Genomic DNA, 21,111 nt, shown 5'->3' on the forward strand with positions numbered 1-21,111 from the left:
GAACGACGCCACAGCGCACTCGGAGGCAAACCACCGATCAGCCGACTGCTACCAACCTGATGGCCGGGTACACCTAGTCGTCCGAAGCGACGAGCAGGGTGAGCACCGACGCGGCGCGTTCAATGAGTACGACCTCGTGGAAGCCTGCGGTCCCGACGACCCAACCCCAGTCGTGCTCGGCTCTTTGGCGCAGGTCAGGTAGCCGGAAGATCGAGTCGCCGCTGAGTCTTGGCAGAACTGCCGCACTCATCGTGGCCTCCACATCGGGACGGTCCTCCTCCTCGACCCAGGACGCGACCCATTCCCGGAGTTGAGCACTAGCCGCCTCGGAGGTCACCGGCTCGAAGACCTCGGGGAGGATGGCATCCAACCGGTAGGGCCCGTGAAGGGAGTGATGCGACTGCTCCGTCGGGTCCTGTCCGGCGTAGTGGTCGTGGTATTGCTCGTGCTCGATCAGATGAGCGAGCAGTGAGCGGTCGGACTCCTCGGGCTGGACAGCGAAGCACTTGAGATCCACCCATGTGTCGTAGGGCCGGAAGTGAACGACGTCGTGGCTCACGAACGTCACCGGCCGCGGCATGCGCGCAGTCTCGCACCTGCACGCTCATCGGCATGAGCGGGAAGCGTGGATCGCGGCAGATCCGGGCGAGCGTAGCTGCCCTCAACGCGGCATGTACGGGCATGATGCTGCTTCAGGCGGCCTCAAGATCGATGCGCGTCTCGGTGCAGCGGTAGCCTGCGCGGCGGAAGGCCGCAGCCATGGGCGTGTTGGCGGCATCCGTGGTTGCGGTGATGCGAGGGGTGCCCTGCTCGGCGTGGAAGCGGGTGATGAACGCGAGGATCTCGTCGACGTACCCCCGACCTCGGTGCTCAGGGAGCACAGCGAGGTACCCCACGTTGCGGTTCGTCGGGGTCGCTGACGGGATGGCGACGCCCACGACGGTGCGATCAGGTGTGGCGGCCGTGTGCCACCACGATCGTTCCCCGGGGCAGGCTCGGTAGTAATCGATCTCGGCACGGGCTACCTCGTCGGGGCTGCTGGACTCGAGCTCGCGGCGGGTCGTGACGTCCAGCGAGCCCACCGCAGCGGCGGCGAACAGCCGCACAAAGGTCTCGTCGTCGGCTGGCACGAATACGAGCGAGCCGAGTGCGGGCGGCAACGGTCGATCTGCGTCCCACTGGAACTGGAGTCGCTCGTTGACCCTCGCCAGGCCCGCTGCAGCAGCGGCACGAGACTTCAGGTCCACCTCGGCGACGAGGCTTGCATCCTCGCGCCAATCGTTCGGCAGTCGGATCGTGTGTGGCAGCGGGACCGCCACCCCTTGACTCGACAAGGCCTCGTGTCCCGCATTGAGAAGAGCCCTGGCCAGGCTGCCGCGGTCGGGCACCTGCGCGTGAACGTCCCACACGTCCAACGCGATCGGCACGGTCGTGTCCCGGCCCCACCACATCGCTCGCCCGATGACCGCGCCAGACTCGTCGATCGCCAGGACGGACCACTCGGGCCGGATACGGCCCGCCTCGATCTCTGCTACTACCTCGCTGGCCGAGGGGCCGGTCTCGGCAGGAAGGCTCAGTGCCGCCCCGGAGGCCAGCTGCGCGGCCGAGGGCTGGACGATTCGCATCGCCCGACCTTCCCTGGCCACCCCAACCAAAGCAACCCCTTTACCGCTCATCGGCATGAGCGGATGCGCGGGTTGCGGCAGATCCGCGCGCGTTCAGCCCGGCTGCTGGAGGGACTCGGGGATGGGCAGGCTTGCCAGGCCGAGCAACTTCACGACGGTTTCTTCGGCAAAGTCGTCCTCAGGGTCTGCCCCGCCGGGATCGGCCAGCAGCGGCATGATCAACTCGGGTGCGATAGGCGATCCGCCGACATGCTTCACCCAGGCGCTGAAGCCTGTGGCTTCTGCCTGAGTGTCAACCGGCTCGCTAGCCGTTGGGTCCTCGAAAAAGATGGCGGGTTCATGGCCAAGGTAGAACCGGCCCAGGCCGGTCTCAGCGGGCCGGTAGTCGATCCGAGCGAAGTCGCTGTCGTGAATCTCGACACGCAGTGACGTCCCCGCTGGCGGCGCCCCGTTGTCCTGGCTCCACACACCGTCGGCGTAGACGAATGTCCCGAAGAATCCCATGTCCCGGAGGCTACTGCCTCAATAGATAGAGGTCTCGCACACGTCCGCTCATCGGCTGCTTGTTCCATTGACCCAGGACCGGCGCCTGGCGAGGCTCGGTCCAGGCGCCCGGGCTGTCGCTCTCATTTCGGCTGCCCATGCTGGTCGTGTGGCTCTCATTTGGCCTGCGTAGCCCGGGCGTCGCCAGAGCAGGGAGAGGCTCAAGAGGGGTGTGTGCGGCTCGAAGCAGCGTTGCCCTCCCGGCTCGACAACCAATGGTGGTTCGAGCATCGGAGGGGAACAGCGTGAACACAACTACAGGCCGGGTCGTCATCGGGATGGACCCGCACAAGCGCTCAGCGACGATCGAGGTGATGACCGCCGACGAGACCATCGTCGGAGCTGGCCGGTTCGCCACGGACAGTGACGGGTACGCCGAGATGCGGCGCTATGCCGGCCAGTGGCCGGACCGGGTCTGGGCCATCGAAGGGTGTGCCGGGATCGGCAAGCACATCGCGGTCCGGCTTCTGGCCGACGGCGAAGAGGTCGTCGATGTCCCACCGAAGCTGTCGGCCCGAGCCCGGGTGTTCGCCACCGGACAGGGCCGCAAGACCGACGCCACCGACGCGCACTCCGTGGCCCTGGTCGGCACCCGCATGAGCGGGCTGCGGCCCGTGGTCACCAACGAACAGCTCGAGGTGCTGCGGCTGTTGGTCGACCGGCGTCGCTCGCTGGGTGAGGAGCACACCCGCAAGACCTCCCAGCTGCACCAGCTGCTGCTCGAGCTCATCCCCGGTGGCGCCAAGCGCGACTTGTCCGCGGCCCAGGCCAAGGCGCTCTTGGCCAAGGTCCGACCGCGCGACGTCGTCGGGAAGACCCGCCGCCGGGTGGCCGCCGAGCTGGTCGCGGATCTCGAGCGGATCTACGCCCGGAAGAAGGAAGCGAACAAGGAGCTCACCGAGATGGTCACCGCGACCGGGACCAGCTTGTTGGATCTGCACGGCATCGGACCCACCGGTGCCGCCCGGCTGCTGGTCGAGGTCGGCGACATCACCCGGTTTCCGAACAAGGCGCACTTCGCGTCCTGGAACGGCACCGCACCCCTGGACGCCTCCTCCGGTGACCAGGTCCGGCACCGGCTGTCGCGCAAGGGCAACCGGCAGATCAACCGGGTTCTGCACACCATGGCCCGCGTCCAGCTCCGCAACCCCACCGAGGGCAGGGCCTACTACGACCGCAAGAAGGCCGACGGAAAGGCACCGATGGAAGCCATGCGGTGCGTGAAGCGCCGACTGTCCGACATCGTCTTCCAGACCATGCTCAACGACGCCGTCCGCACCACCGAGCCGACGAAGACGGGCCCGGGAGGACAACGGGGAAACGACTCTGACTCCAGCGCGGCCGGCTCACATCCCCACACCAGCTCTTCGGACAAGTCACTTCCCGGACCCGCCAGACAACACCCTAGAACCCCACTCCCTGCTGCGTCTTGACACAGAGGGGTGCCAGATCCGTGCGGCCGGCTCGCGGCGGAAAGACGCATACAGGGAAGACCACGAAGGTCCGCGCGTCAGCATGGCCATGGCATGTCGGCGGGTGCTGCCACGATCGCTGCATGACTCAACTTGCTCTGATCATTCGACACAAGACGTTGCCCGGGAAGAGGGAGGACGTGCGTAGAGTCTGGGAGGCACACATGGCGCCCGCCGTGGCGGGCAACCACAGTCACCTCGCATACTTCTACTGCTTCGACAACGCCGATCCTGATGCGATCAGCGCCTTCCAGGTGTACGACAGCGCTGAGTCGTCGCAGCGGTTCCTCGAGACCGACGCCTATCGTGCGTACTTGCAGGATGTCGAGTCGCTGTTGTCCGGCCCTCCGCAGGTCACTGCGCTCACCCCTGTGTGGAACAAGTCGGCGTAGCGGGTCGAGCGACCTCGCGGCCGATCAGACACGGGGGACGGCGCCCGACTCGCGGCGCAATGACGCATCGCATCGTGGATATGTCGCGTCCGCGCCAGTTGTGCCTGGCAGGCGAATGCAAGGCACCCTCCAGCAAGTGTGCCGACCACGGCGATAAGCGAGGGTCACATGCCGTGCTACGTGACCGATTCCGGATCCGCACAGTTGACACCCGCCCAGTAGAGAGGCTGGCTGATGCCGTCGTGAACCGGTTGACACAGTGACAGAGGTTCAGGCCGGTATCTCCGCCGATGTGCAGGCGAAGGCTTTGATCCCGCCGAGCCGGAGATCATGGCCAGGCTTGCAGTCACTGGCGCGGGCGGGACGGATGCGGGAAACTGTCCGGGTGCCTACTGAGTACACCCAGAGTGACCAGTTCCGTGGTGCCCGCATCCACCTGTGCGACCTCTCCGGCCTCGAGATTCGCGATTGCGACGTCACCGGCCTGAAGATCGTGGACTGCTATGGGGGCAACGTCTCCCTCGGTGGCGGCTTTGAGCGTGTCGTTGTCAACGACGTCGACGTGACCGCCTACGTCGAGGCCGAGCTCGACCGGCTGCATCCCAATCGGGTGCTGGCCCAGGCCACGTCCGCCGCCGAATACCGGGCCGCGTGGGATGCCATCGAGAGGCAATGGGGGGAGACGCTCGACCGCGCCTGTCGCCTACCCGAGGCGAAGCTGCACGAACGGGTCGACGGCGAGTGGTCGTTCGTCGAGACGCAGCGGCATCTGCTGATGGCCAGCGATGCCTGGATCGGCAACGCCGTGCTCGAGGAGGACGCGCCGTACCACCCGTTGGGCCTTCCGCAAGGCGGAATGCCGCCCGAGGCGGCTGCCAAGCTCGGGCTCACCCTCGATGCCACCCCGACACTCGACGAGGTGCTCGGGCCGCGGCTGGCCCGCATGGCCACGATGCGGCGAGCCGTGGACGGGCTCACCGAGGCCGAGCTCGACCGGGTATGTGGTCGCAAGCCGGCCGACCCCTACCCGGACAAGGACTACGTCGTACGCCGCTGCCTCAGCGTCGTGCTCAAGGAAGAGGTCGAGCACCACCGGTACGCGGTGCGCGACCTCGCCCGGCTCGAGGCCGGCGGATAGAAGTCCGAGACCCGAGGGCGCCCGGCGCCCCCACACCGGTTCCCATATGTTCGAAGCCCCGTGTGCTTCTGGGTGAAGTGAAGCACGGTGCTGATCCTGGTCGGGATGGTCTTCGCCACCATGTTCTGAAGCATCGCCGCCTGCCTGCAGTCCCTGAGCGACCCGGGGCCACACAGGCGGCCTAACCGACTGACCTGTCACCTGAACGTGCATCAGCCCCGCTCGTCTCCGAGCCCGCGGCCGGTGACGAGTGTCAGTGCTGGTGCGTGTGGGCGATGTAGACGTCGCAGGGAGACTTGTGAGCCACGTCCGTCGCGATGCTGCCAAGGATGCGGGCCAGCCCCTGGACCCTCTTGTTTCCGACGACGATCAGGTTCGCATCGAGCTGCTCCGCCGCGTGGACGAGCGCGTCTGCCGGCTTTCCCTCGGCGGCAGACGCCTCCACGGCCAGACCCGGGAACTCGGCGCGGAGCTGCTCCGCCGCTTGCTCGGCGGACTGAAGGGCGTCGGCCTTCGGGTTGAGCACGAAGGTCTCCGCCTCGGCCTGGACGCGACGGCTCTCCACGTTGCCGTAGGCGGCCAGCACGTGGAGGCGTGCCTGTAGAGCGGTCGCAAGACGTGCGGCTTGACGCGCGGCCTCGAGGGCTGTGTCGCTGCCGTCGACACCGGTGATGATGGTGGTGTTCACATTCTCTCCCTGTTGGTGATGTCCCGTACTCGGAGCGTGTCGGGCTCGTGCCCTACGCGAAGGTCGGTTGTGCGTCGGAGGCTTCGACGGAGGCTTCAAGGCTCAGCTGGGCCACCGTCGCGAAGTGTTCGCTCTCGTCGCCCAGGAGGAGCCGGTCGACCTTGGCGCGCCGCCAGTAGAGGTGGGCATCGTGCTCCCAGGTGAACCCGATCGCGCCGAGCACGTGGATGAGCGACTCGCAGGCCGTCTCGAAGGTCCTGGCGCAGTACGCCTTCGCCGCCGACGCCGCCATGGGGAGCTGCTCCGGGGCGTGGTCTGCCGACCACGCGGCCCACCAGACCAGCGAACGAAGCTCGTTCACCGCGACCCAGTCGTCGACCAGCCGGTGCTTGACCGCCTGATAGGCGCCGATCTGGCGTCCGAACGTCTCCCGGTTCTTCGCGTGCTCGATGCCGAGCTCGACCACCCGTCCGGCCGCGCCGAGACCCTCGGCGGCCAGCACCACGCACGCGACCTGCCTGGCACGCTCCCACCGCTCCCGGGCGTCGGCCATCAGGACGGTGGACGAGGTCAGCTCGACGTAGCCGAGCCCCCGGGTCGCGTCAATCGGCTCGCAGGGAGTGACCCGCCCTTCGCCGAGGACCAGGTCGTCGCCGTCCAGCGCGAGGAAGTGCGTGGCGCTGAGGGCGTCGAGGGACGGGTGGGAGTCTGCGGGGGGTCCGTCGACGACCGACAGCGTCATCGTCCCGTCACACACCTCACGCAGCCTGGCGACGTCGTCCTGCAGCAGGACCGCCACCCGCGCGGCGGTCGCGAGCGAGGGACCTGCCAGATGCCGGCCCGCCTGCTCGGCCACGAGGGCCATGTTGAGCAGCTCGGCGCCGACGCCTCCCGCCTCTTCGGGGATGGTGAGCGAGGAGAATCCGAGCTCGGCGAGCATCTTGCGACCGGGCGTCGGCTCACCGGGCTCGTCGAGCAGTGTCCGGGCGTGCTCGGGGCCCGCCTGCTCCGAGAAGAAGGTGCCCGCGTGCTCGGCGAAGTACCGCTGCTCCTCATCGATGTCGAAGTTCACGGTCTACCTGCTTTCGGGGTTGGTGCTCGTGGGGGCGGGCAGGCGATCAGAGGGGAGTCCCAGCACGCGCTCGCCGATGATGTTGCGCAGGATCTCGTCGGTCCCGCCGGCCAGGGCGATGCCTGGCGTGGATGCCTGCGACGTAGCCCAGCGCCAGTCACCGTCCCGGGAGCGGGCGGTGACGGCGTCCTCGCCGAGCAGCCGCTGGCCGAGATCCGCGGTGGCGTGTGCGACCCGCACCGCCGTCAGCTTGCCGGCGCTCGCCTCGGGGCCCGGCTGACCGCCCTTCTCCAGCGTCGTCTGGAGGCGGTAGCCGGAGTACCGCGCCGCCAGGGACTCCACGAGCACCCGGCCCAGGGCCTGCGTGGCCACGGCACGGCGGTCCGCGTCCAGCTCGGGCAACCGACGGGCGGCGTGCGCGACCAGTGCGTCACTGCGGATGCCGATCTCGCCGCCGCCACCTCCCACGGCCATCCGTTCGTTCATCAGGGTCGTGAGGGCGACACGCCACCCGTCGTCGACGGCGCCCAGGCGCTCCGAGTCGTCGATCACCACGTCGTCGAGGAAGACCTCGTTGAAGCTCGCGTGACCGTTCATCTGTCGCAGCGGGCGGACCGTCACGCCGGGGGAGTGCATGTCGAGGACGAACATCGTCAGTCCACGGTGCTTCGCGGCGGAGGGGTCGGTGCGTGCCAGCAGGATGCCGTACCTGCTGTGCTGGGCCAGGGTGGTCCACACCTTCTGCCCCGTCACGTGCCAGCCGTCGTCCTGGCGCACTGCCTTGGTACGCAGGGCCGCCAGGTCGCTGCCGCCACCGGGCTCGCTGAACAGCTGGCACCAGATGTCGTCGGCGCGCAGCAGTCGGCGGATGTAGCGCTGCTTCTGGTCCTCGCTGCCGTGGCGCAGGACGGTGGGCCCGCACATGCCGAGCCCGACGTGCCCGATCGGTCCGGCGACCCGCGCTCGGTGCAGCTCCTCGTTCACCACGGCCTGCTGGGCGTTGGTCCCGCCCCGACCGCCGTAGGCCTGCGGCCACGTGAGTCCGATCAGACCCGCGTCGAAGAGGATCGCCTGGGTGCGTCGCAGCTCCTCGACGCGGTCGGTCCCGGGCTCCTCGAGGTAGGCGCCGTCGCCGTGCGCGATCTCGTCCGCGTGGCGGCGCAGGAACTCCCGCACCTCGGCACGCAGCGCTGCCTGGTCGGGTGTGTCGTCAAAGTCCATGAGTCGCCTCTCTCGTGTGCGGGCAGGGGTGGGTCACGCTTCTCCGACTCGCTCCGGGCCGCAGCACCACTACGGCCGGTCCGAGGATCAAGCACCCATCGAGCCCCGCTGCGATAGTCCTACCCGATCTCACGGGCGATTGGAAGAGGATCTTTGTTGGTTGACAAAAAAAGATTATTCCGCATGCTTGAGTCATGCACCCAGAAGTGTCCGCCGCGTGAGAGGTAGCTCCATGAAGACATACGGCCACTGGATCGGCGGCGAGGAGGTCGCGCCGGTCGACGGTCGCCATCTCGCCTCCACCTCACCCGGGAGCGGTGAGCTGATCGCGGAGGTGGCGGACGGGACGCCGGACGACGTCAGCAGGGCCGTGGCTTCTGCCGCGTCGGCGTTCCAGGCCTGGCGCGCCGTCAAGCCCGGTGCCCGCGGGCGCCTCCTCACGGCCATCGCGGACGGCATGCGCGCCGAGGCCCAGCTGCTGGGAGAGCTGGAGGCGGCGGAGGCCGGGAAGCCCCTGGCCCAGGCTCTGCGCGAGGTCGAGGGCTCCGCGGCCTACTTCGACTTCTACGCCGGACTGTCGAACCTCCCCTCCGGTGACGTCATCGACCTGGGACCGGGCATGCACGGCTACGCGACCCGCGAGCCGTACGGGGTCATCGGCATCATCACGCCTTGGAACGCGCCGCTCGCGCAGGCCGCACGGGCTGTCGCGCCCGCCCTGCTGACGGGCAACGTGGCGGTGGTCAAGCCCTCCGAGTTCACCTCGACCACGACGCTCGAGCTCGCCCGCATCGCCTCCCAGGCCGGACTCCCCGCAGGCGTGTTCAACGTCGTCACCGGTACCGGGCTGGCCGTCGGCCAGCCCCTGGTGGAGCACCAGGAGATCCGCAAGGTCGCCTTCACCGGTTCCGTGCGAGCAGGTCGTGAGATCGGCCGGGTGGCTGCGGACCGCATCCTTCCGCTGACCCTCGAGCTGGGCGGCAAGTCGGCCAACATCGTCTTCGCGGACGCCGACCTCCCGGCCGCAGCCGCGGGCGCGGTGCGTGCCTTCACCGCCAACGCCGGCCAGGTATGCAGCGCCGGGACCAGGCTGCTCGTGGCCGAGGAGATTCACGACGAGTTCGTCGGTCTGCTGCTCCAGGAGGTGGCCAAGATCCGCCCGGGGGAGTCGTACGGCCAGATGACCACGGAGGACCAGTTCAACAAGGTCTGCTCCTACTTCGACGTCGCGCGCGCCGACGGCGCCACCCTGGCGGCCGGTGGCGCCGCGGCCGGGGACGGCTGGCTCGTCGAGCCGACCGTCTACACCGATGTCGACAACACGATGACGATCGCGCGGGAGGAGATCTTCGGTCCGGTCCTCGCCGTGCTGAGGTTCGGCACCGAGGACGACGCCGTCGCAATCGCGAACGACTCGGACTTCGGCTTGGCCGCCGGGGTGTGGACGCGCGACGTGGCGCGTGCGCACCGGGTGGCGTCGCGGCTCGAGGCGGGCCAGGTGTTCGTCAACGACTGGCTCACCGGGCTGGTGGAAGGCCCCTTCGGGGGCATCAAGAACAGCGGATACGGCAGGGAGAAGGGCGTGGAGGCTCTGCAGCACTACACACAGACCAAGTTCGTGGCGGTGAGGCTCTGATGGCCGCGTTCCCGGTCCTGGGCGCTGAGCACCAGGAGCTGCGTGACCGAGCCCGTGCGCTGGCCGAGCAGTGCCTGGGGCACGCGGAGCGGGCCGACGAGTCCGACTCGGTCGACGCGGAGGTGCTGGAGCTCCTCAGAGCCAGCGGCCTGGCCGCTGTCCAGGTGCCGGCCGAGTACGGCGGCCGCTTCCCCGCCCCCGACTCGCTGGCGGTCACGGTCGTGCGCGAGCAGCTTGCCGCCTCCTCCAGCCACCTCGACTCGCTCTTCGCGATGCAGGGGATCGGCAGCTACGGGATCTCCGTGGGAGGCTCCGAGGAGCTGAAGCAGCGCTGGCTGCCGAAGGTGGCGGCCATGGAGGCGATCGCCGCCCTCGCGCTGACCGAGCCGGACGTGGGCTCGGACCTCAAGGCGCTCAGCACCACGATCCGTGCCGAGGGCGACGAGCTCGTCGTGAGCGGCACGAAGAGCTTCATCACCAACGGCGGCGACGCCAGCTTCTACTGCGTGCTGGGCAAGGAGCGGACCGGTGACGACGAGGGCTACTCGCTCGTCCTGGTGCCCGCCGACACGCCGGGAGTCACGACGAGTCGTCCTTACCAGATCATGGCTCCCCACGTGCTGGGCGACATCCGGTTCGACGAGGTCCGGGTCCCGGCCTCGCACCGGATCGGCGAGCCGGGGAAGGGCTTCCGGCTGGTGCTGGCCACCCTCGCGACGTTCCGCGTCTCCGTCGCCGGCGCCGCAGTGGGAACCGCACAGGCGGCCCTGGACGACGCGCTGACGCACACCACGGGGCGCGAGCAGTTCGGCACCCCGCTGGCGCGACTGGGGCCCGTGCCCCAGATGCTGGCGATGTCGTGGACCGAGATCGAGATGGCGCGGAGCTTCACCTACCAGGTGGCCCAGGCGGCCGCCGCGGACCCGATGGGGAGCCTGCACCTGTCCTCGATGGCGAAGATCGGGGCGACGGAGGTCGCCGGACGGGTGGTCGATCGCAGCGTCCAGGTCATGGGCCGCTTCGGCCTGGTGCGCGGGTCGCGCATCGAGCGCCTCTACCGCGCCGCCCGACCCATGCGCGTCTACGAGGGCGCGACCGAGGTCCTGCTCGACGCACTCTCCAAGCAGCTGGTCAGGGGGCACCGCGGATGATCATCGACGCGCACTGCCACGTCTGGCCGGACGAGATCGCCCGCAAGGTCCTGGCCGACCGGCCGGTCGGGCTCGACCCGGTCCACGACGGGACGCTCGACGGGCTGCGACGCACCCTCGACAACGCGGGCATCGACATGGCGCTGACGCTCGCCGTGGCCAACGTGGGACGCACCGTGGGGCGTACGAACGAGTTCATCGGGAAGGTCGACCGCACGAGGTTCATCCCCTTCGGCACCGTCCACCCGGACCTGTCGGTGGAGGAGAACCTGGCGGCGCTCCGCGATAACGGGGTCGTCGGGGTCAAGCTGCACCCCCTCTTCCAGGCCGTCGCCTTCGCCGACGAGCGCACCCGCGAGATCCTCGGCGCGCTGGCTGAGAACGACATCCCGGTCCTGGCCCACGTCGGCTCGGGCGGCGACGCGGAGCAGAACGAGCGGGGTGCGCCCAAGCACCTCCACGCGATGATGGCCACGATCCCGGGGCTGCGGCTGATCGCGGCGCACTACGGGGGCTACCAGGTGCTGGACGAGGCGGAGCAGTGGTCCGTCGGGGCCGACGTGCACCTGGAGACGTCGTGGCCGCCGAGCATGGGCACCCTGGCGCCCGACCGGGTCGTCGACATCATCCGCCGCCACGGTGCCGACCGCGTCGTGTTCGGCTCCGACTGGCCGATGACCGACCCGGCGACCGAGATCGCCGCGATCCGAGCTCTCGGGCTGAGCGCCGAGGAGGAGAGCGCGATCCTCGGCGGGAACCTCGCCCGGCTCCTCGGGATCGACGCCGCCGCGACCGCCTGAGCCGCGACCGCACCCTTGACCACCACCGTACGGAGCACATCGATGACAACCTCTGAAGCCCTGCCCCAGACCGACGAGCAGCCGGTGCTCGTCACGGACGAGAACGGTGTCCGCACGATCACCCTCAACCGGCCCGGCGCGCGCAACGCCGTCAACCTCGAGATGGCCACGGCGGTGGACCAGGCGGTCACCGAGCTGGACGACCGTCGGGACCTGATGGTCGGGGTGCTTGCTGCGAACGGACCGACGTTCTGCGCGGGCATGGACCTCAAGGCGTTCCTGCGCGGCGAGCGTCCGATCACCCCCGGGCGTGGCTTCGCCGGCTTGGTGCAGGGTCCGCCGCGCAAGCCGATCATCGCCGCCGTGGACGGTCCGGCCGTGGCGGGCGGCTTCGAGCTCGTGCTCGCCTGCGACATGATCGTCGCCTCCGAGAACACCTTCTTCGCTCTTCCCGAGGTCAAGCGTGGCCTCGTCGCCAACGGCGGCGGGCTGCTGCGGCTGCCCGGGCGACTGCCCTACCACCTGGCCATGGAGCTGGCGCTGACCGGCAAGCAGATCTCCGCGTCGGAGGCGCACCGGTTGGGCCTCATCAACAAGGTGGTCGAGCCAGGTGGCGCGATCCCGGCCGCCCTGGAGCTCGCGGCGGAGGTGGCCGCATGTGGCCCCCTGGCCGTCGCGGCCACCAAGCAGATCCTCCAGGACAGCCCCTCGTGGCCGGCCCACGAGGCGTTCGAGCGCCAGAGCGAGCTGACCACTCCCGTGCGGGAGTCCTCGGACGCGAAGGAAGGGGCGCTGGCCTTCACCGAGAAGCGCGCCCCCGTCTGGACCGGCGCCTGAACGGCCCTGGCACTTTCCGGGCGGTAGCCCACCCCCCGTCCGGTCGACCGACCGGACGCACATCCGGCGTCGCTCGGCGCCGCTGATCTTGGCGAGGTAGACAGCATGGACATGCAGCTGAACGGGCGCGGAGTCATCGTGACCGGCGCGAGCAAGGGACTGGGACGGGCCGCCGCACGGGCCCTGGCCGCGGAAGGCGCGAACGTCCTGGCGGTCGCCCGGACGGAGGCCAGCCTCGAGGAGCTCGCCACGGAGGAGTTCCCCGGGACCATCCATGCCCACGTGTGCGACATGCGCGACCGTGCGCAGGTCGCGGCCCTGGCCGACGTCGCGGTCGAGCGACTCGGACGCCTCGACGTCGTGGTGAACAACGCGGGCATCGCGCCCGCCGCGGACTTCCTCGAGATGGACATGGCCCTCTTCGACGAGGTCATGGAGGTCAACGTGGCCTCGATCGCCGTGCTCTCCCAGGCGGCGGGCCGGCACTTCGTCAAGGCGGGGGAGGGGGGTCGGATCATCAACGTCGTCTCGACCTCGGGCATCCTCGGCAAGGCGACCCTCGCGGCCTACTCGGCCTCCAAGGGTGCCGCGATCCAGATGACGAAGGCTCTGGCGGCCGAATGGGCCCGCCACGACATCCAGGTGAATGCCATCGCGCCGGGTGCCTTCGCCACCGAGGCGCAGGCCTACGTGACCGGCAACCCCGACGTCCTCGCCAAGCGGGTCCGCAAGATCCCCGCCAGGCGCATGGCCGAGCCCGACGAGATCGGTGGGCTGGTCTGCTACCTGTCCTCGCCGGTCTCGAAGTTCGTCTCCGGAGCCGTCTACGTGATCGACGGGGGCGAGACCGCCAAGCAGTGACCCTTGCGCACCATGCAGAAGTGTGGTTGCATGACTAGTAATTAGTAGTTGGTCAACAACAATCGATTTTTGCGGGAGTTGCACATGAGGGACGCGGTCATCGTCGATGCTGTTCGGACACCGATCGGCAAGCGCAACGGGGCGTTGGCGGGGTTTCATCCTGCTGACCTGTCGGCGGTGGTGCTGAAGGCTTTGGTGGAGCGCACCGGGCTGGATGCGGGGATGGTCGATGACGTGGTCTGGGGGTGTGTCTCTCAGGTCTCGGAGCAGGCGAGCAACATCGGGCGGAACGCGGTGATGGCGGCGGGGTGGCCGGAGAGTGTGCCGGGGACGTCGGTGAACCGGGCGTGCGGGTCGAGCCAGCAGGCGGTGAGCTTCGCTGCGGCGGGGGTGATCGCTGGTCATTACGACTTCGCGGTCGCCGGTGGTGTGGAGTCGATGAGCCGGGTGCCCATGGGCAGCGCCGCCCAGGGCGGCCAGCCCGTCCCTGACCACGTGCTGGAGGCCTACGGCGTCCAGGGTTTCAACCAGGGTGTGGGGGCGGAGATGATCGCGGAGCGGTGGGGTTTCTCGCGCACGTTCCTGGATGAGTACTCGCTGCGTTCGCACGAGCTGGCGGCGGCGGCCACCGATGCGGGGGCGTTCGCCTCGCAGCTGGTGCCGACCGGTGGGCTGGTGGCCGATGAGGGGATCCGTCGTGGTGGCACGGTGGAGAAGCTGGCGTCGCTGGCCACGCCGTTCAAGGCCGACGGGGTGATCTCGGCGGGCAACGCCTCGCAGATCTCCGACGGGGCCGGGGCGGTGCTGGTGACCTCCTCGGAGGTCGCGCGGGCCCACGGGTTGACGCCGATCGCGCGGATCCACACCTCGGTGGTGGCCGGTGATGACCCGGTGATCATGTTGACCGGTCCGATCCGGGCCACGGAGCTGGCGTTGAAGAGGTCGGGGCTCTCGATCGAGGAGATCGGGGCGTTCGAGGTCAACGAGGCGTTCGCGCCGGTGCCGTTGTCGTGGTTGGTGGAGACCGGGGCCGAGCAGGAGCGGCTCAACCCGCTGGGTGGGGCGATCGCGGTGGGTCACCCGCTGGGTGGGTCCGGGGCGATCTTGATGACCCGGTTGGTCCACCACATGCGTGACAACGGGATCCGCTACGGCCTGCAGACCATGTGCGAGGCCGGGGGACTGGCGAACGCCACCATCCTCGAGCTCCTCTGACCACCCCCGCTCGACTCGTCCGCACTCCGACCCTCGCGGGAGGGTCGGTCTCCCGGCCCTCGGCGCCGGGCTCACAGATCAGGAGAAACAGCAATGCAGGTGAACGGATCAGTCATCGCGGTGACCGGCGGTGCCTCAGGCCTCGGACTGGCCACGGCTCGCCGTCTGGTCGAGGCCGGTGCGCAGGTCGCACTGATCGACCTCCCCGGCTCCGACGGCGAGGTCGCGGCGAAGGAGCTCGGTGACAACGCCGTCTTCACGCCCGGAGACGTCGTCGACGAGACGGCCTTCGCCGCTGCCCTCGACGCCGCTGAGGCCAGGGGCCCGCTGCGCGGCCTGGTCCACTGTGCCGGCGCCGGACGCCGGTTGCGGCTGCTCGACAAGGAGGGCAGTCCCGGGTCCCTGGAGGACTTCGAGTTCGTGATCCGGCTCAACCTCGTCGGAAGCTTCAACGCGCTGCGGCTCGGCGCGGCGCGGATGGCCAGGCACGAGGCGGTCGACGGCGAGCGAGGTGCCGTGGTGATGACGGCCTCCGTGGCGGCCTACGAAGGACAGATCGGTCAGATCCCCTACACCGCCTCCAAGGCCGGCATCGTGGGGATGACCCTGACCGCAGCGCGGGACCTGGCGAGCAAGGGCATCCGGGTGTGCACGATCGCGCCGGGCATCATGGACACCCCGCTCCTCGGCCGTCTCCGTGAGGACGTCCGTGAGGGCCTGGCCGCCAGCGTGCCGAACCCGCAGCGGCTGGGGACTCCCGACGAGTTCGGGCACCTCGCGCTCCACATCCTCGAGAACGCCTACCTCAACGGCGAGACCATCCGCCTCGACGGCGCCCTCCGCATGGCCCCCCGCTGAGGCCGGCAGATGCCTGATCTCGAGTACAACGTCAAGGACGGCGTCGGCACCATCCTGCTGAACCGTCCCCACGCCAAGAACGCCTTCACCCTGGAGATGGTCCAGGACTGGGCCGCCGCACTGCGCGCCGCCCGGACCGATCCCGCGGTGCGGGTCGTGGTGGTCACCGGGGCCGGAGACGCATTCTGCTCGGGCATCGACCTGTCCGTCCTCGAGGCCGTCGGGGACGAGCCGCTGGCGCTCAAGTCGATGCTCACCGAGGGGGTGCACGAGGTGGCGCGCGCCGTCGACGAGCTCTCCAAGCCGGTGATCGCGGCGGTGAACGGCGTCGCAGTCGGTGCCGGGATGGACATGGCGCTGATGTGCGACATCCGCGTGCTCGCGAAGTCCGCGCGCATGTCCGAGGGATACATCCGGGTGGGCCTGGTGCCGGGGGACGGTGGGTGCTACTACCTCCCTCGCCTGGTCGGGATGGGCAAGGCCCTGGAGCTGCTGTGGACCGGGGACTTCGTGGACGCGGACGAGGCGCTGCGGATCGGGCTCGCCACCAAGGTGATCCCGGACGCCGAGTTCGCCGAGGCGTACCAGGCGTTCGCGCAGCGACTCGCCCAGCAGCCCCCGGTCAACGTCGCCATGATCAAGCGTGCCGCTCAGCAGTCGGTCCACAACGACCTGCGCACGGCGCTCGACCTCATCTCCTCGCACCTTGCGGTGGTGCACGGAACCCGCGACTCCAGGGAGGCGCGTGCCGCTTTCGCCGAGCGCCGTGTCCCCACCTTCGAAGGACGATAGGAGAACGAGATGGACTCGCAGGCACCCGTGCAGGTCACGTCCGCCGAGGGCGTCACGACGATCACCCTCAACCGGCCGGAGCGCAAGAACGCCGTCGACAGCGCCATGTGGCGGACGCTGGCCACCGTGCTCTCCGACATCCGGGACGACGCGCAGACCCGGGCCGTCGTGCTCCAGGGTGCGGGCGGCGACTTCTGCGCGGGTGCCGACGTGGCGAAGAGCAAGCACGACGAACACCCGATCCCCCGACTGCGGCGGATCGGTGACGTGGCGCTGGCGCTCTACGAGCTCCCCGTGCCGGTGATCGCCAAGGTGGACGGGGTCGCCGCCGGTGCCGGCTGCAACATGGCCCTGGCCTGCGACCTGGTCGTCGCCTCCGACCGCGCCCGGTTCTCGGAGATCTTCACCAGGCGCGGCCTTTCCATCGACTTCGGCGGTTCGTGGCTGCTGCCGCGCATCGTGGGGCTCCAGCAGGCCAAGCGCCTCGCCCTGCTCGCCGAGGTCGTCGGCGCCGAAGAGGCGCTGCGGCTGGGGATGGTGACGTGGGTCAAGCCCGCGGACGAGCTCGACGCCTTCGTCGCGGAGCTCGCCGGACGACTGGCGGCGATGCCTCCCATCGCCCTGGAGCAGACCAAGGGGCTGCTCAACGCCGGCGTCGGCTCCGACCTTCCGGCTGCTATCCGCAACGAAGCCGCTGCGCAGGCGGTGAACTTCGCGACGGAGGACGCCCCGGCGGCGTTCCGTGCCTTCCTCGAGAAGACGGACGCCCCGCAGTACAGCGGCCGCTGGGCCGTGCGATGACCCCCATGCCGAGAGAGGCGAGACGATGGACTTCCTGAACCTGGCGCCGGTGTCCTTGCCGGAGCGCCTGGTCGACCTGCGCCACCGGGTGCGGGCCTTCCTCACCGAGGAGATCGAGCAGGGCCTGATCACGCCGAGCGCGGACCAGTGGCTCACCGGGTGGGACCCGGCGTTCAGCCGGCGTCTCGCGCGGCAGGGCTGGATCGGCATGGCGTTCCCCCACGAGTACGGCGGCTCGGCGGAGGGCGCGCTGGCGCGTTTCGTCGTCACGGAGGAACTGCTGGTCGCAGGAGCGCCCGTCGCGGCTCACTGGATCGCCGACCGGCAGTCCGGACAGGCACTGATGCGTTTCGGCACCGAGGAGCAGCGCAAGACGTTCCTCCCGGCCATCGCTCGCGGGGAGTGCTACTTCGCCATCGGGATGAGCGAGCCGGACACGGGTTCCGACCTCGCGTCCGTGCGCACCCGGGCCACGCGCGTGGAGGGCGGCTGGCGGCTCAACGGCACGAAGATCTGGACCAGTGGAGCCCACCACGCCCACGCCATGATCGCCCTGGTCCGAACGGAGCCGCTCGGGGAGAAGAAGCACGTCGGCCTGTCGCAGGTGATCGTGGAGCTGCCCGACGAGAGCATCCAGATCCGGCCGATCAGGCTGCTCACCGGCGAGCACCACTTCAACGAGGTCGTGTTCCAGGACACCTTCGTCCCCGACCACCGGGTCCTCGGCGAGGTCGGTGCCGGGTGGAAGCAGGTCACCAGCGAGCTGGGCCTCGAGCGCAGCGGCCCGGAACGAATCCTCTCCACGTTCCCGTTGCTCCTCGAGGCACTGCGAACGCTCGCCGAGGACGGCCGGCAGCCGGAGAGCGGGCGGCTGGGTGAGCTGGTCTCGCGGGTGTGGACGCTGCGACAGATGTCGCTCTCGGTCGCGGGACGGCTCGAGCAGGGCGAGGACCCCGCCACGGCCGCCGCGATCGTGAAGGAGCTCGGCACGCGGCTCGAGGGCTCCCTGGTCGACGTCGTGAGGGCCTTGACCGATCTCGAGCCCGACTTGGACTCGCCCCGACGGCTGCCCAGGATGCTGGCCGAGGCTGTGCTCCACAGCCCGGGCCTCACCCTGCGTGGCGGCACCAACGAGATCCTTCGCGGGATCGTGGCCAAGGCGGTAGGAGCAGCATGAGCGACATCACCGAGGCGCTGGTCGAAGCGGTCGAAGAGGCCTGTCGCCGGCATCCCTCCACGCCTCTGCCATCCGAGCCGGTGGCACTCAACACGGACCTCTGGAGGGCGCTCGAGCAGATCGGCATCGTCCTGCTCTCGGTCCCCGAGGAACGCGGTGGATCCGGCGGCGACCTCGGGACCGCCGTCGCGGTGCTGCAGGTGCTCGGCGAGCACGGTGCCACGGTGCCCTTCGCGGAGACCGCCCTCCAGGCCGGCTGGCTGCTGGCCGAGAGCGGCGCGCCGGTCCCGGACGGGCCGCTGGCCGCTGCCGCCGGCGGTCATGACGTGACGCTGTCGCAGGTGGCGGACGGGTGGGTCCTGGACGGCGAGTTCCCTCGCGTCCCCTGGGGTCGCCACGTCGACCACCTGGTCGCCCTGGTCGGCGACAAGGTCGTGACGGTGCGCCGCGAACAGCTCGAGGTCCGCCACGGCGAGAACCTGGCCGGCGAGCCGCGGGACACCCTGACCGGCCGGGACGTGGCCTTGTCCCCGGAGCAGGTCCACGCACTGGAACCAGGCTCCCTCGTCTCGCCGGTCTCCCTCACCCAGCGCGGGATCCTGGGCCGGCTCGCGCTGATGTCCGGTGCCGCCCGACGGGCGCTGGAGCTCTCCGTCACCTACGCATCCGAGCGCCAGCAGTTCGGCCGTCCGTTGAACAAGTTCCAGGCCGTCCAGCAGCACATCGCGGCGATGGCGGGGGAGGTGCTCCTGATCAAGGTGGCGGCCGAGGCCGCAGCCCAGGCTCTCGAGGACGGGTCGGCGTCCGCGCTGGCCGTCCCGGCCGCCAAGACCGCGGCCGGTCAGGCCGCCGGTGAGGTGGCCCGTCTCGCCCACCAGGTGCACGGCGCCATCGGGTTCACCGAGGAGCACGACCTGCGCCTGAGCACCACCCGACTGTGGAGCTGGCGCGACGAGTTCGGCAGCACGGGCAGGACGGCTGTCGAGGTCGGGCGCATGGCAGCGGCGGCGGGGCCGGACGGTCTCTGGTCGCTCATGACCGGCGACTTGACGCCATCCACGACGACTGTGGGAACCAACCGAGAAGAGGGAGCACGATCATGACGGACACAGGCCGGTTCGGTGTGTGGCAGGTGGAGTGGAACTGGAGTCCCGAGCTCGCCGGGGAGGCTGAGTCCCTGGGCTTCGGCACCTTGTGGATCGGCGGGTCCCGCGACAGCGAGCTGACGGTCGCGGAGTCGCTGCTCGAGGCCACGGAGCAGGTGGTGGTGGCGACCGGCATCGTCAACGTCTGGACGACCGACGCCGACGTCATCGCTCGCGCCTTCCACCGGCTCGACGAGCGGTTCCCCGGGCGGTTCCTCCTCGGAGTCGGTGCCGGACACCGCGAGTCGCAGGCGGCGTACGCCAAGCCCTACAGCGCGGTGAGCGAGTACCTCGACCGCCTGGACAAGCACGACGTCCCCTCCGACCGCCGGGTGCTCGCGGCGTTGGGCCCGCGGATGCTCGAGCTGTCCGCCACCCGGGCGCGCGGTGCGCACCCCTACCTGACGACGCCGGCGCACACGGCCACCGCACGCGAGGCCCTGGGGTCGGGACCGCTGCTCGCGCCGGAGCACAAGGTCGTGGTGGACGCCGACTCCGCGGTGGCGCGGGAGATGGCCCGGGCCATCGTCAGGGACCCCTACCTCGAGCGACGCAACTACGTGAAGAACCTGCTCGCCCTGGGCTACACCGAGCAGGACGTGTCGGACGGCGGCAGCGACCGGCTCATCGACGACCTCGTGTCGCACGGCGACGACTCCCGGATCGCGGCGGGAGTCCGCGCGCACCACGACGCTGGCGCAGACCATGTGGCCATCCAGCTGGTGACCGAGAAGGCTCCGACCCCCGAGAACCCCTACCAGACGCTGCCTGCCACCGTGGAGCAGCTCCGGTCGCTCGCACGCGCTCTGAAGCTCTAGCAGGCACCTGGCGAACAGGCGGTCAGGCCATCACCTCCCTTCCTCGGACACCTGGGGGAGGGAGGCGGTGGCTCCGGGGTACAGCCCGCCGTCCACGAACAACGTCTGGCCGGTGACGTAGCGGGCCAGAGGGCTGGCGAGGAAGAGGACGACGTCCGCGATCTCCTCGGGGGAGGCCATCCGGCGCAGCGGGATGTTGCTGCTCGCGTCCATGGACCAGTCGCTGGAGGCCGTCGTCGTGTTGGGCGTCAGGGTCCAGCCGGGTGCCACGCAGTTGACGCGGATGTTGTCGGGCCCGTAGTCGTGAGCCAGGCTCCGGGTGAGTGAGGACACAGCTGCCTTGGCGGCGCCGTATGCCACAGCGCTGGGCGAGCTGAAGGCTCCGGCGATCGAGCCGAAGTTGATGACGTTGCCTCCGCCCGATTCGAGCATCACCTTGAGGACTTCTCGCGTCAGCCGGAACACGTAGTCCAGGTTCATCGTCTGCACCCGCGACCATTCGGCATCCGTCACCTCGTGGAGCCTCCGGAAGGGCACGAAGGCCCGCGACCCGCCGGCCACGTTCACCAGGACGTCGACTCCCGAGTAGAGGTCGGTCGTGGCCGCGACGATCCGGCGGGCCGCGTCCGGAGCGGCCAGGTCCTCGATCACAGCGGTGCACCTGCCCCCCGAAGCGCGAATGTCGGCGACCACGCCTTCCGCCCGCTCGGGCGAGCGGTCGACGACCACGACGGCGGCTCCTGCTTCGGCGAGGCGCCTTGCGGTGGCGGCGCCTATCCCGCCTCCCGCTCCGGCCACGATGACGGACTTGCCTTCCAGGGAGATCGCTATCGTCATTGCCACACCCTTCTAGGGAACTCCGGAGCTGG

The 21,111-nt window shown here is 69.7% G+C and carries 22 protein-coding genes; 15 read left to right on the plus strand and 7 right to left on the minus strand.

Annotated features, from left to right (window positions below; translation table 11 throughout):
- Positions 1 to 73: 73 nt before the first annotated feature.
- The 3 genes from AC4BG9_RS15980 to AC4BG9_RS15990 all read right to left on the minus strand — a co-directional run bounded on the left by AC4BG9_RS15980 (position 74) and on the right by AC4BG9_RS15990 (position 2,129).
- Entirely contained in the window at positions 74 to 580 is a 507-nt protein-coding gene (locus AC4BG9_RS15980) for a hypothetical protein (RefSeq protein ID WP_490572111.1), read from the minus strand.
- Between the two features lie 112 nt (positions 581 to 692).
- Complete coding sequence (locus AC4BG9_RS15985; protein WP_490572112.1) at positions 693 to 1,625, minus strand: GNAT family N-acetyltransferase; 933 nt, start codon at positions 1,623 to 1,625, stop codon at positions 693 to 695.
- A gap of 93 nt (positions 1,626 to 1,718) precedes the next feature.
- Positions 1,719 to 2,129 carry a hypothetical protein gene (locus AC4BG9_RS15990; protein ID WP_490572113.1) on the minus strand — a complete coding sequence of 137 codons (411 nt, stop codon included), beginning with the start codon at positions 2,127 to 2,129 and terminating at the stop codon, positions 1,719 to 1,721.
- Positions 2,130 to 2,413: 284 nt separating this feature from the next.
- Here AC4BG9_RS15990 and AC4BG9_RS15995 point away from each other — a divergent pair, with 284 nt between their 5' ends.
- The 3 genes from AC4BG9_RS15995 to AC4BG9_RS16005 all read left to right on the plus strand — a co-directional run bounded on the left by AC4BG9_RS15995 (position 2,414) and on the right by AC4BG9_RS16005 (position 5,170).
- On the plus strand, positions 2,414 to 3,601 hold the full coding sequence (locus tag AC4BG9_RS15995; protein ID WP_490572114.1) for an IS110 family RNA-guided transposase: 1,188 nt from the start codon (positions 2,414 to 2,416) through the stop codon (positions 3,599 to 3,601).
- 122 nt (positions 3,602 to 3,723) lie between these two features.
- Positions 3,724 to 4,032: a putative quinol monooxygenase gene (locus AC4BG9_RS16000; protein ID WP_490572115.1), complete on the plus strand. Its 309-nt coding sequence runs from the start codon at positions 3,724 to 3,726 to the stop codon at positions 4,030 to 4,032.
- Between the two features lie 385 nt (positions 4,033 to 4,417).
- Positions 4,418 to 5,170 carry a DinB family protein gene (locus AC4BG9_RS16005; protein WP_490572116.1) on the plus strand — a complete coding sequence of 251 codons (753 nt, stop codon included), beginning with the start codon at positions 4,418 to 4,420 and terminating at the stop codon, positions 5,168 to 5,170.
- 253 nt (positions 5,171 to 5,423) lie between these two features.
- Here the strand turns inward: AC4BG9_RS16005 and AC4BG9_RS16010 are convergent, their stop codons facing one another.
- The 3 genes from AC4BG9_RS16010 to AC4BG9_RS16020 are packed head-to-tail and all read right to left on the minus strand — an operon-like array spanning position 5,424 to position 8,151.
- Positions 5,424 to 5,858, minus strand: coding sequence for a universal stress protein (locus AC4BG9_RS16010; protein WP_490572117.1), 435 nt, complete (start codon positions 5,856 to 5,858; stop codon positions 5,424 to 5,426).
- A 52-nt stretch (positions 5,859 to 5,910) separates the two neighbouring features.
- A complete protein-coding gene (locus tag AC4BG9_RS16015) occupies positions 5,911 to 6,930 on the minus strand; it encodes an acyl-CoA dehydrogenase family protein (RefSeq protein WP_490572118.1) in 1,020 nt (339 codons plus the stop codon).
- Between the two features lie 3 nt (positions 6,931 to 6,933).
- On the minus strand, positions 6,934 to 8,151 hold the full coding sequence (locus AC4BG9_RS16020) for an acyl-CoA dehydrogenase family protein (RefSeq protein ID WP_490572119.1): 1,218 nt from the start codon (positions 8,149 to 8,151) through the stop codon (positions 6,934 to 6,936).
- Positions 8,152 to 8,383: 232 nt separating this feature from the next.
- Between AC4BG9_RS16020 and AC4BG9_RS16025 the strand changes: the two genes are divergently transcribed.
- From AC4BG9_RS16025 to AC4BG9_RS16080, 12 genes are all read left to right on the plus strand, one after another.
- Entirely contained in the window at positions 8,384 to 9,787 is a 1,404-nt protein-coding gene (locus tag AC4BG9_RS16025) for an aldehyde dehydrogenase family protein (RefSeq protein WP_490572120.1), read from the plus strand.
- Positions 9,787 to 10,938, plus strand: coding sequence for an acyl-CoA dehydrogenase family protein (locus tag AC4BG9_RS16030; protein WP_490572121.1), 1,152 nt, complete (start codon positions 9,787 to 9,789; stop codon positions 10,936 to 10,938). Before AC4BG9_RS16025 ends, AC4BG9_RS16030 begins: the two co-directional genes overlap by 1 nt.
- A complete protein-coding gene (locus tag AC4BG9_RS16035; protein WP_490572122.1) occupies positions 10,935 to 11,738 on the plus strand; it encodes an amidohydrolase family protein in 804 nt (267 codons plus the stop codon). The genes AC4BG9_RS16030 and AC4BG9_RS16035 overlap by 4 nt, the downstream gene beginning before the upstream one ends.
- A 42-nt stretch (positions 11,739 to 11,780) precedes the next feature.
- Positions 11,781 to 12,575: a crotonase/enoyl-CoA hydratase family protein gene (locus AC4BG9_RS16040; protein ID WP_490572123.1), complete on the plus strand. Its 795-nt coding sequence runs from the start codon at positions 11,781 to 11,783 to the stop codon at positions 12,573 to 12,575.
- A 105-nt stretch (positions 12,576 to 12,680) separates the two neighbouring features.
- Positions 12,681 to 13,436, plus strand: coding sequence for an SDR family NAD(P)-dependent oxidoreductase (locus AC4BG9_RS16045; protein ID WP_490572124.1), 756 nt, complete (start codon positions 12,681 to 12,683; stop codon positions 13,434 to 13,436).
- Between the two features lie 84 nt (positions 13,437 to 13,520).
- Positions 13,521 to 14,651, plus strand: a complete 1,131-nt coding sequence (locus AC4BG9_RS16050) for a thiolase family protein (protein WP_489966416.1) — start codon at positions 13,521 to 13,523, stop codon at positions 14,649 to 14,651.
- 93 nt (positions 14,652 to 14,744) lie between these two features.
- Complete coding sequence (locus AC4BG9_RS16055; RefSeq protein WP_489966415.1) at positions 14,745 to 15,509, plus strand: SDR family NAD(P)-dependent oxidoreductase; 765 nt, start codon at positions 14,745 to 14,747, stop codon at positions 15,507 to 15,509.
- Between the two features lie 9 nt (positions 15,510 to 15,518).
- On the plus strand, positions 15,519 to 16,301 hold the full coding sequence (locus tag AC4BG9_RS16060; protein WP_490572125.1) for an enoyl-CoA hydratase/isomerase family protein: 783 nt from the start codon (positions 15,519 to 15,521) through the stop codon (positions 16,299 to 16,301).
- A 9-nt stretch (positions 16,302 to 16,310) separates the two neighbouring features.
- Positions 16,311 to 17,102 (plus strand): enoyl-CoA hydratase/isomerase family protein, encoded by a 792-nt coding sequence (locus tag AC4BG9_RS16065; protein WP_490572126.1) that lies wholly within the window; start codon positions 16,311 to 16,313, stop codon positions 17,100 to 17,102.
- 25 nt (positions 17,103 to 17,127) lie between these two features.
- A complete protein-coding gene (locus tag AC4BG9_RS16070; RefSeq protein ID WP_489966412.1) occupies positions 17,128 to 18,279 on the plus strand; it encodes an acyl-CoA dehydrogenase family protein in 1,152 nt (383 codons plus the stop codon).
- Entirely contained in the window at positions 18,276 to 19,382 is a 1,107-nt protein-coding gene (locus tag AC4BG9_RS16075; RefSeq protein WP_490572127.1) for an acyl-CoA dehydrogenase family protein, read from the plus strand. The genes AC4BG9_RS16070 and AC4BG9_RS16075 overlap by 4 nt, the downstream gene beginning before the upstream one ends.
- On the plus strand, positions 19,379 to 20,242 hold the full coding sequence (locus AC4BG9_RS16080; RefSeq protein ID WP_490572128.1) for an LLM class F420-dependent oxidoreductase: 864 nt from the start codon (positions 19,379 to 19,381) through the stop codon (positions 20,240 to 20,242). The genes AC4BG9_RS16075 and AC4BG9_RS16080 overlap by 4 nt, the downstream gene beginning before the upstream one ends.
- A gap of 30 nt (positions 20,243 to 20,272) precedes the next feature.
- Here the strand turns inward: AC4BG9_RS16080 and AC4BG9_RS16085 are convergent, their stop codons facing one another.
- The gene (locus tag AC4BG9_RS16085; protein ID WP_490572129.1) at positions 20,273 to 21,079 is read right to left on the minus strand and encodes an SDR family NAD(P)-dependent oxidoreductase; all 807 of its coding nucleotides are present in this window, start codon (positions 21,077 to 21,079) and stop codon (positions 20,273 to 20,275) included.
- Positions 21,080 to 21,111: the final 32 nt, after the last annotated feature.

This window comes from Nocardioides sp. Z40_12, from assembly GCF_058215795.1.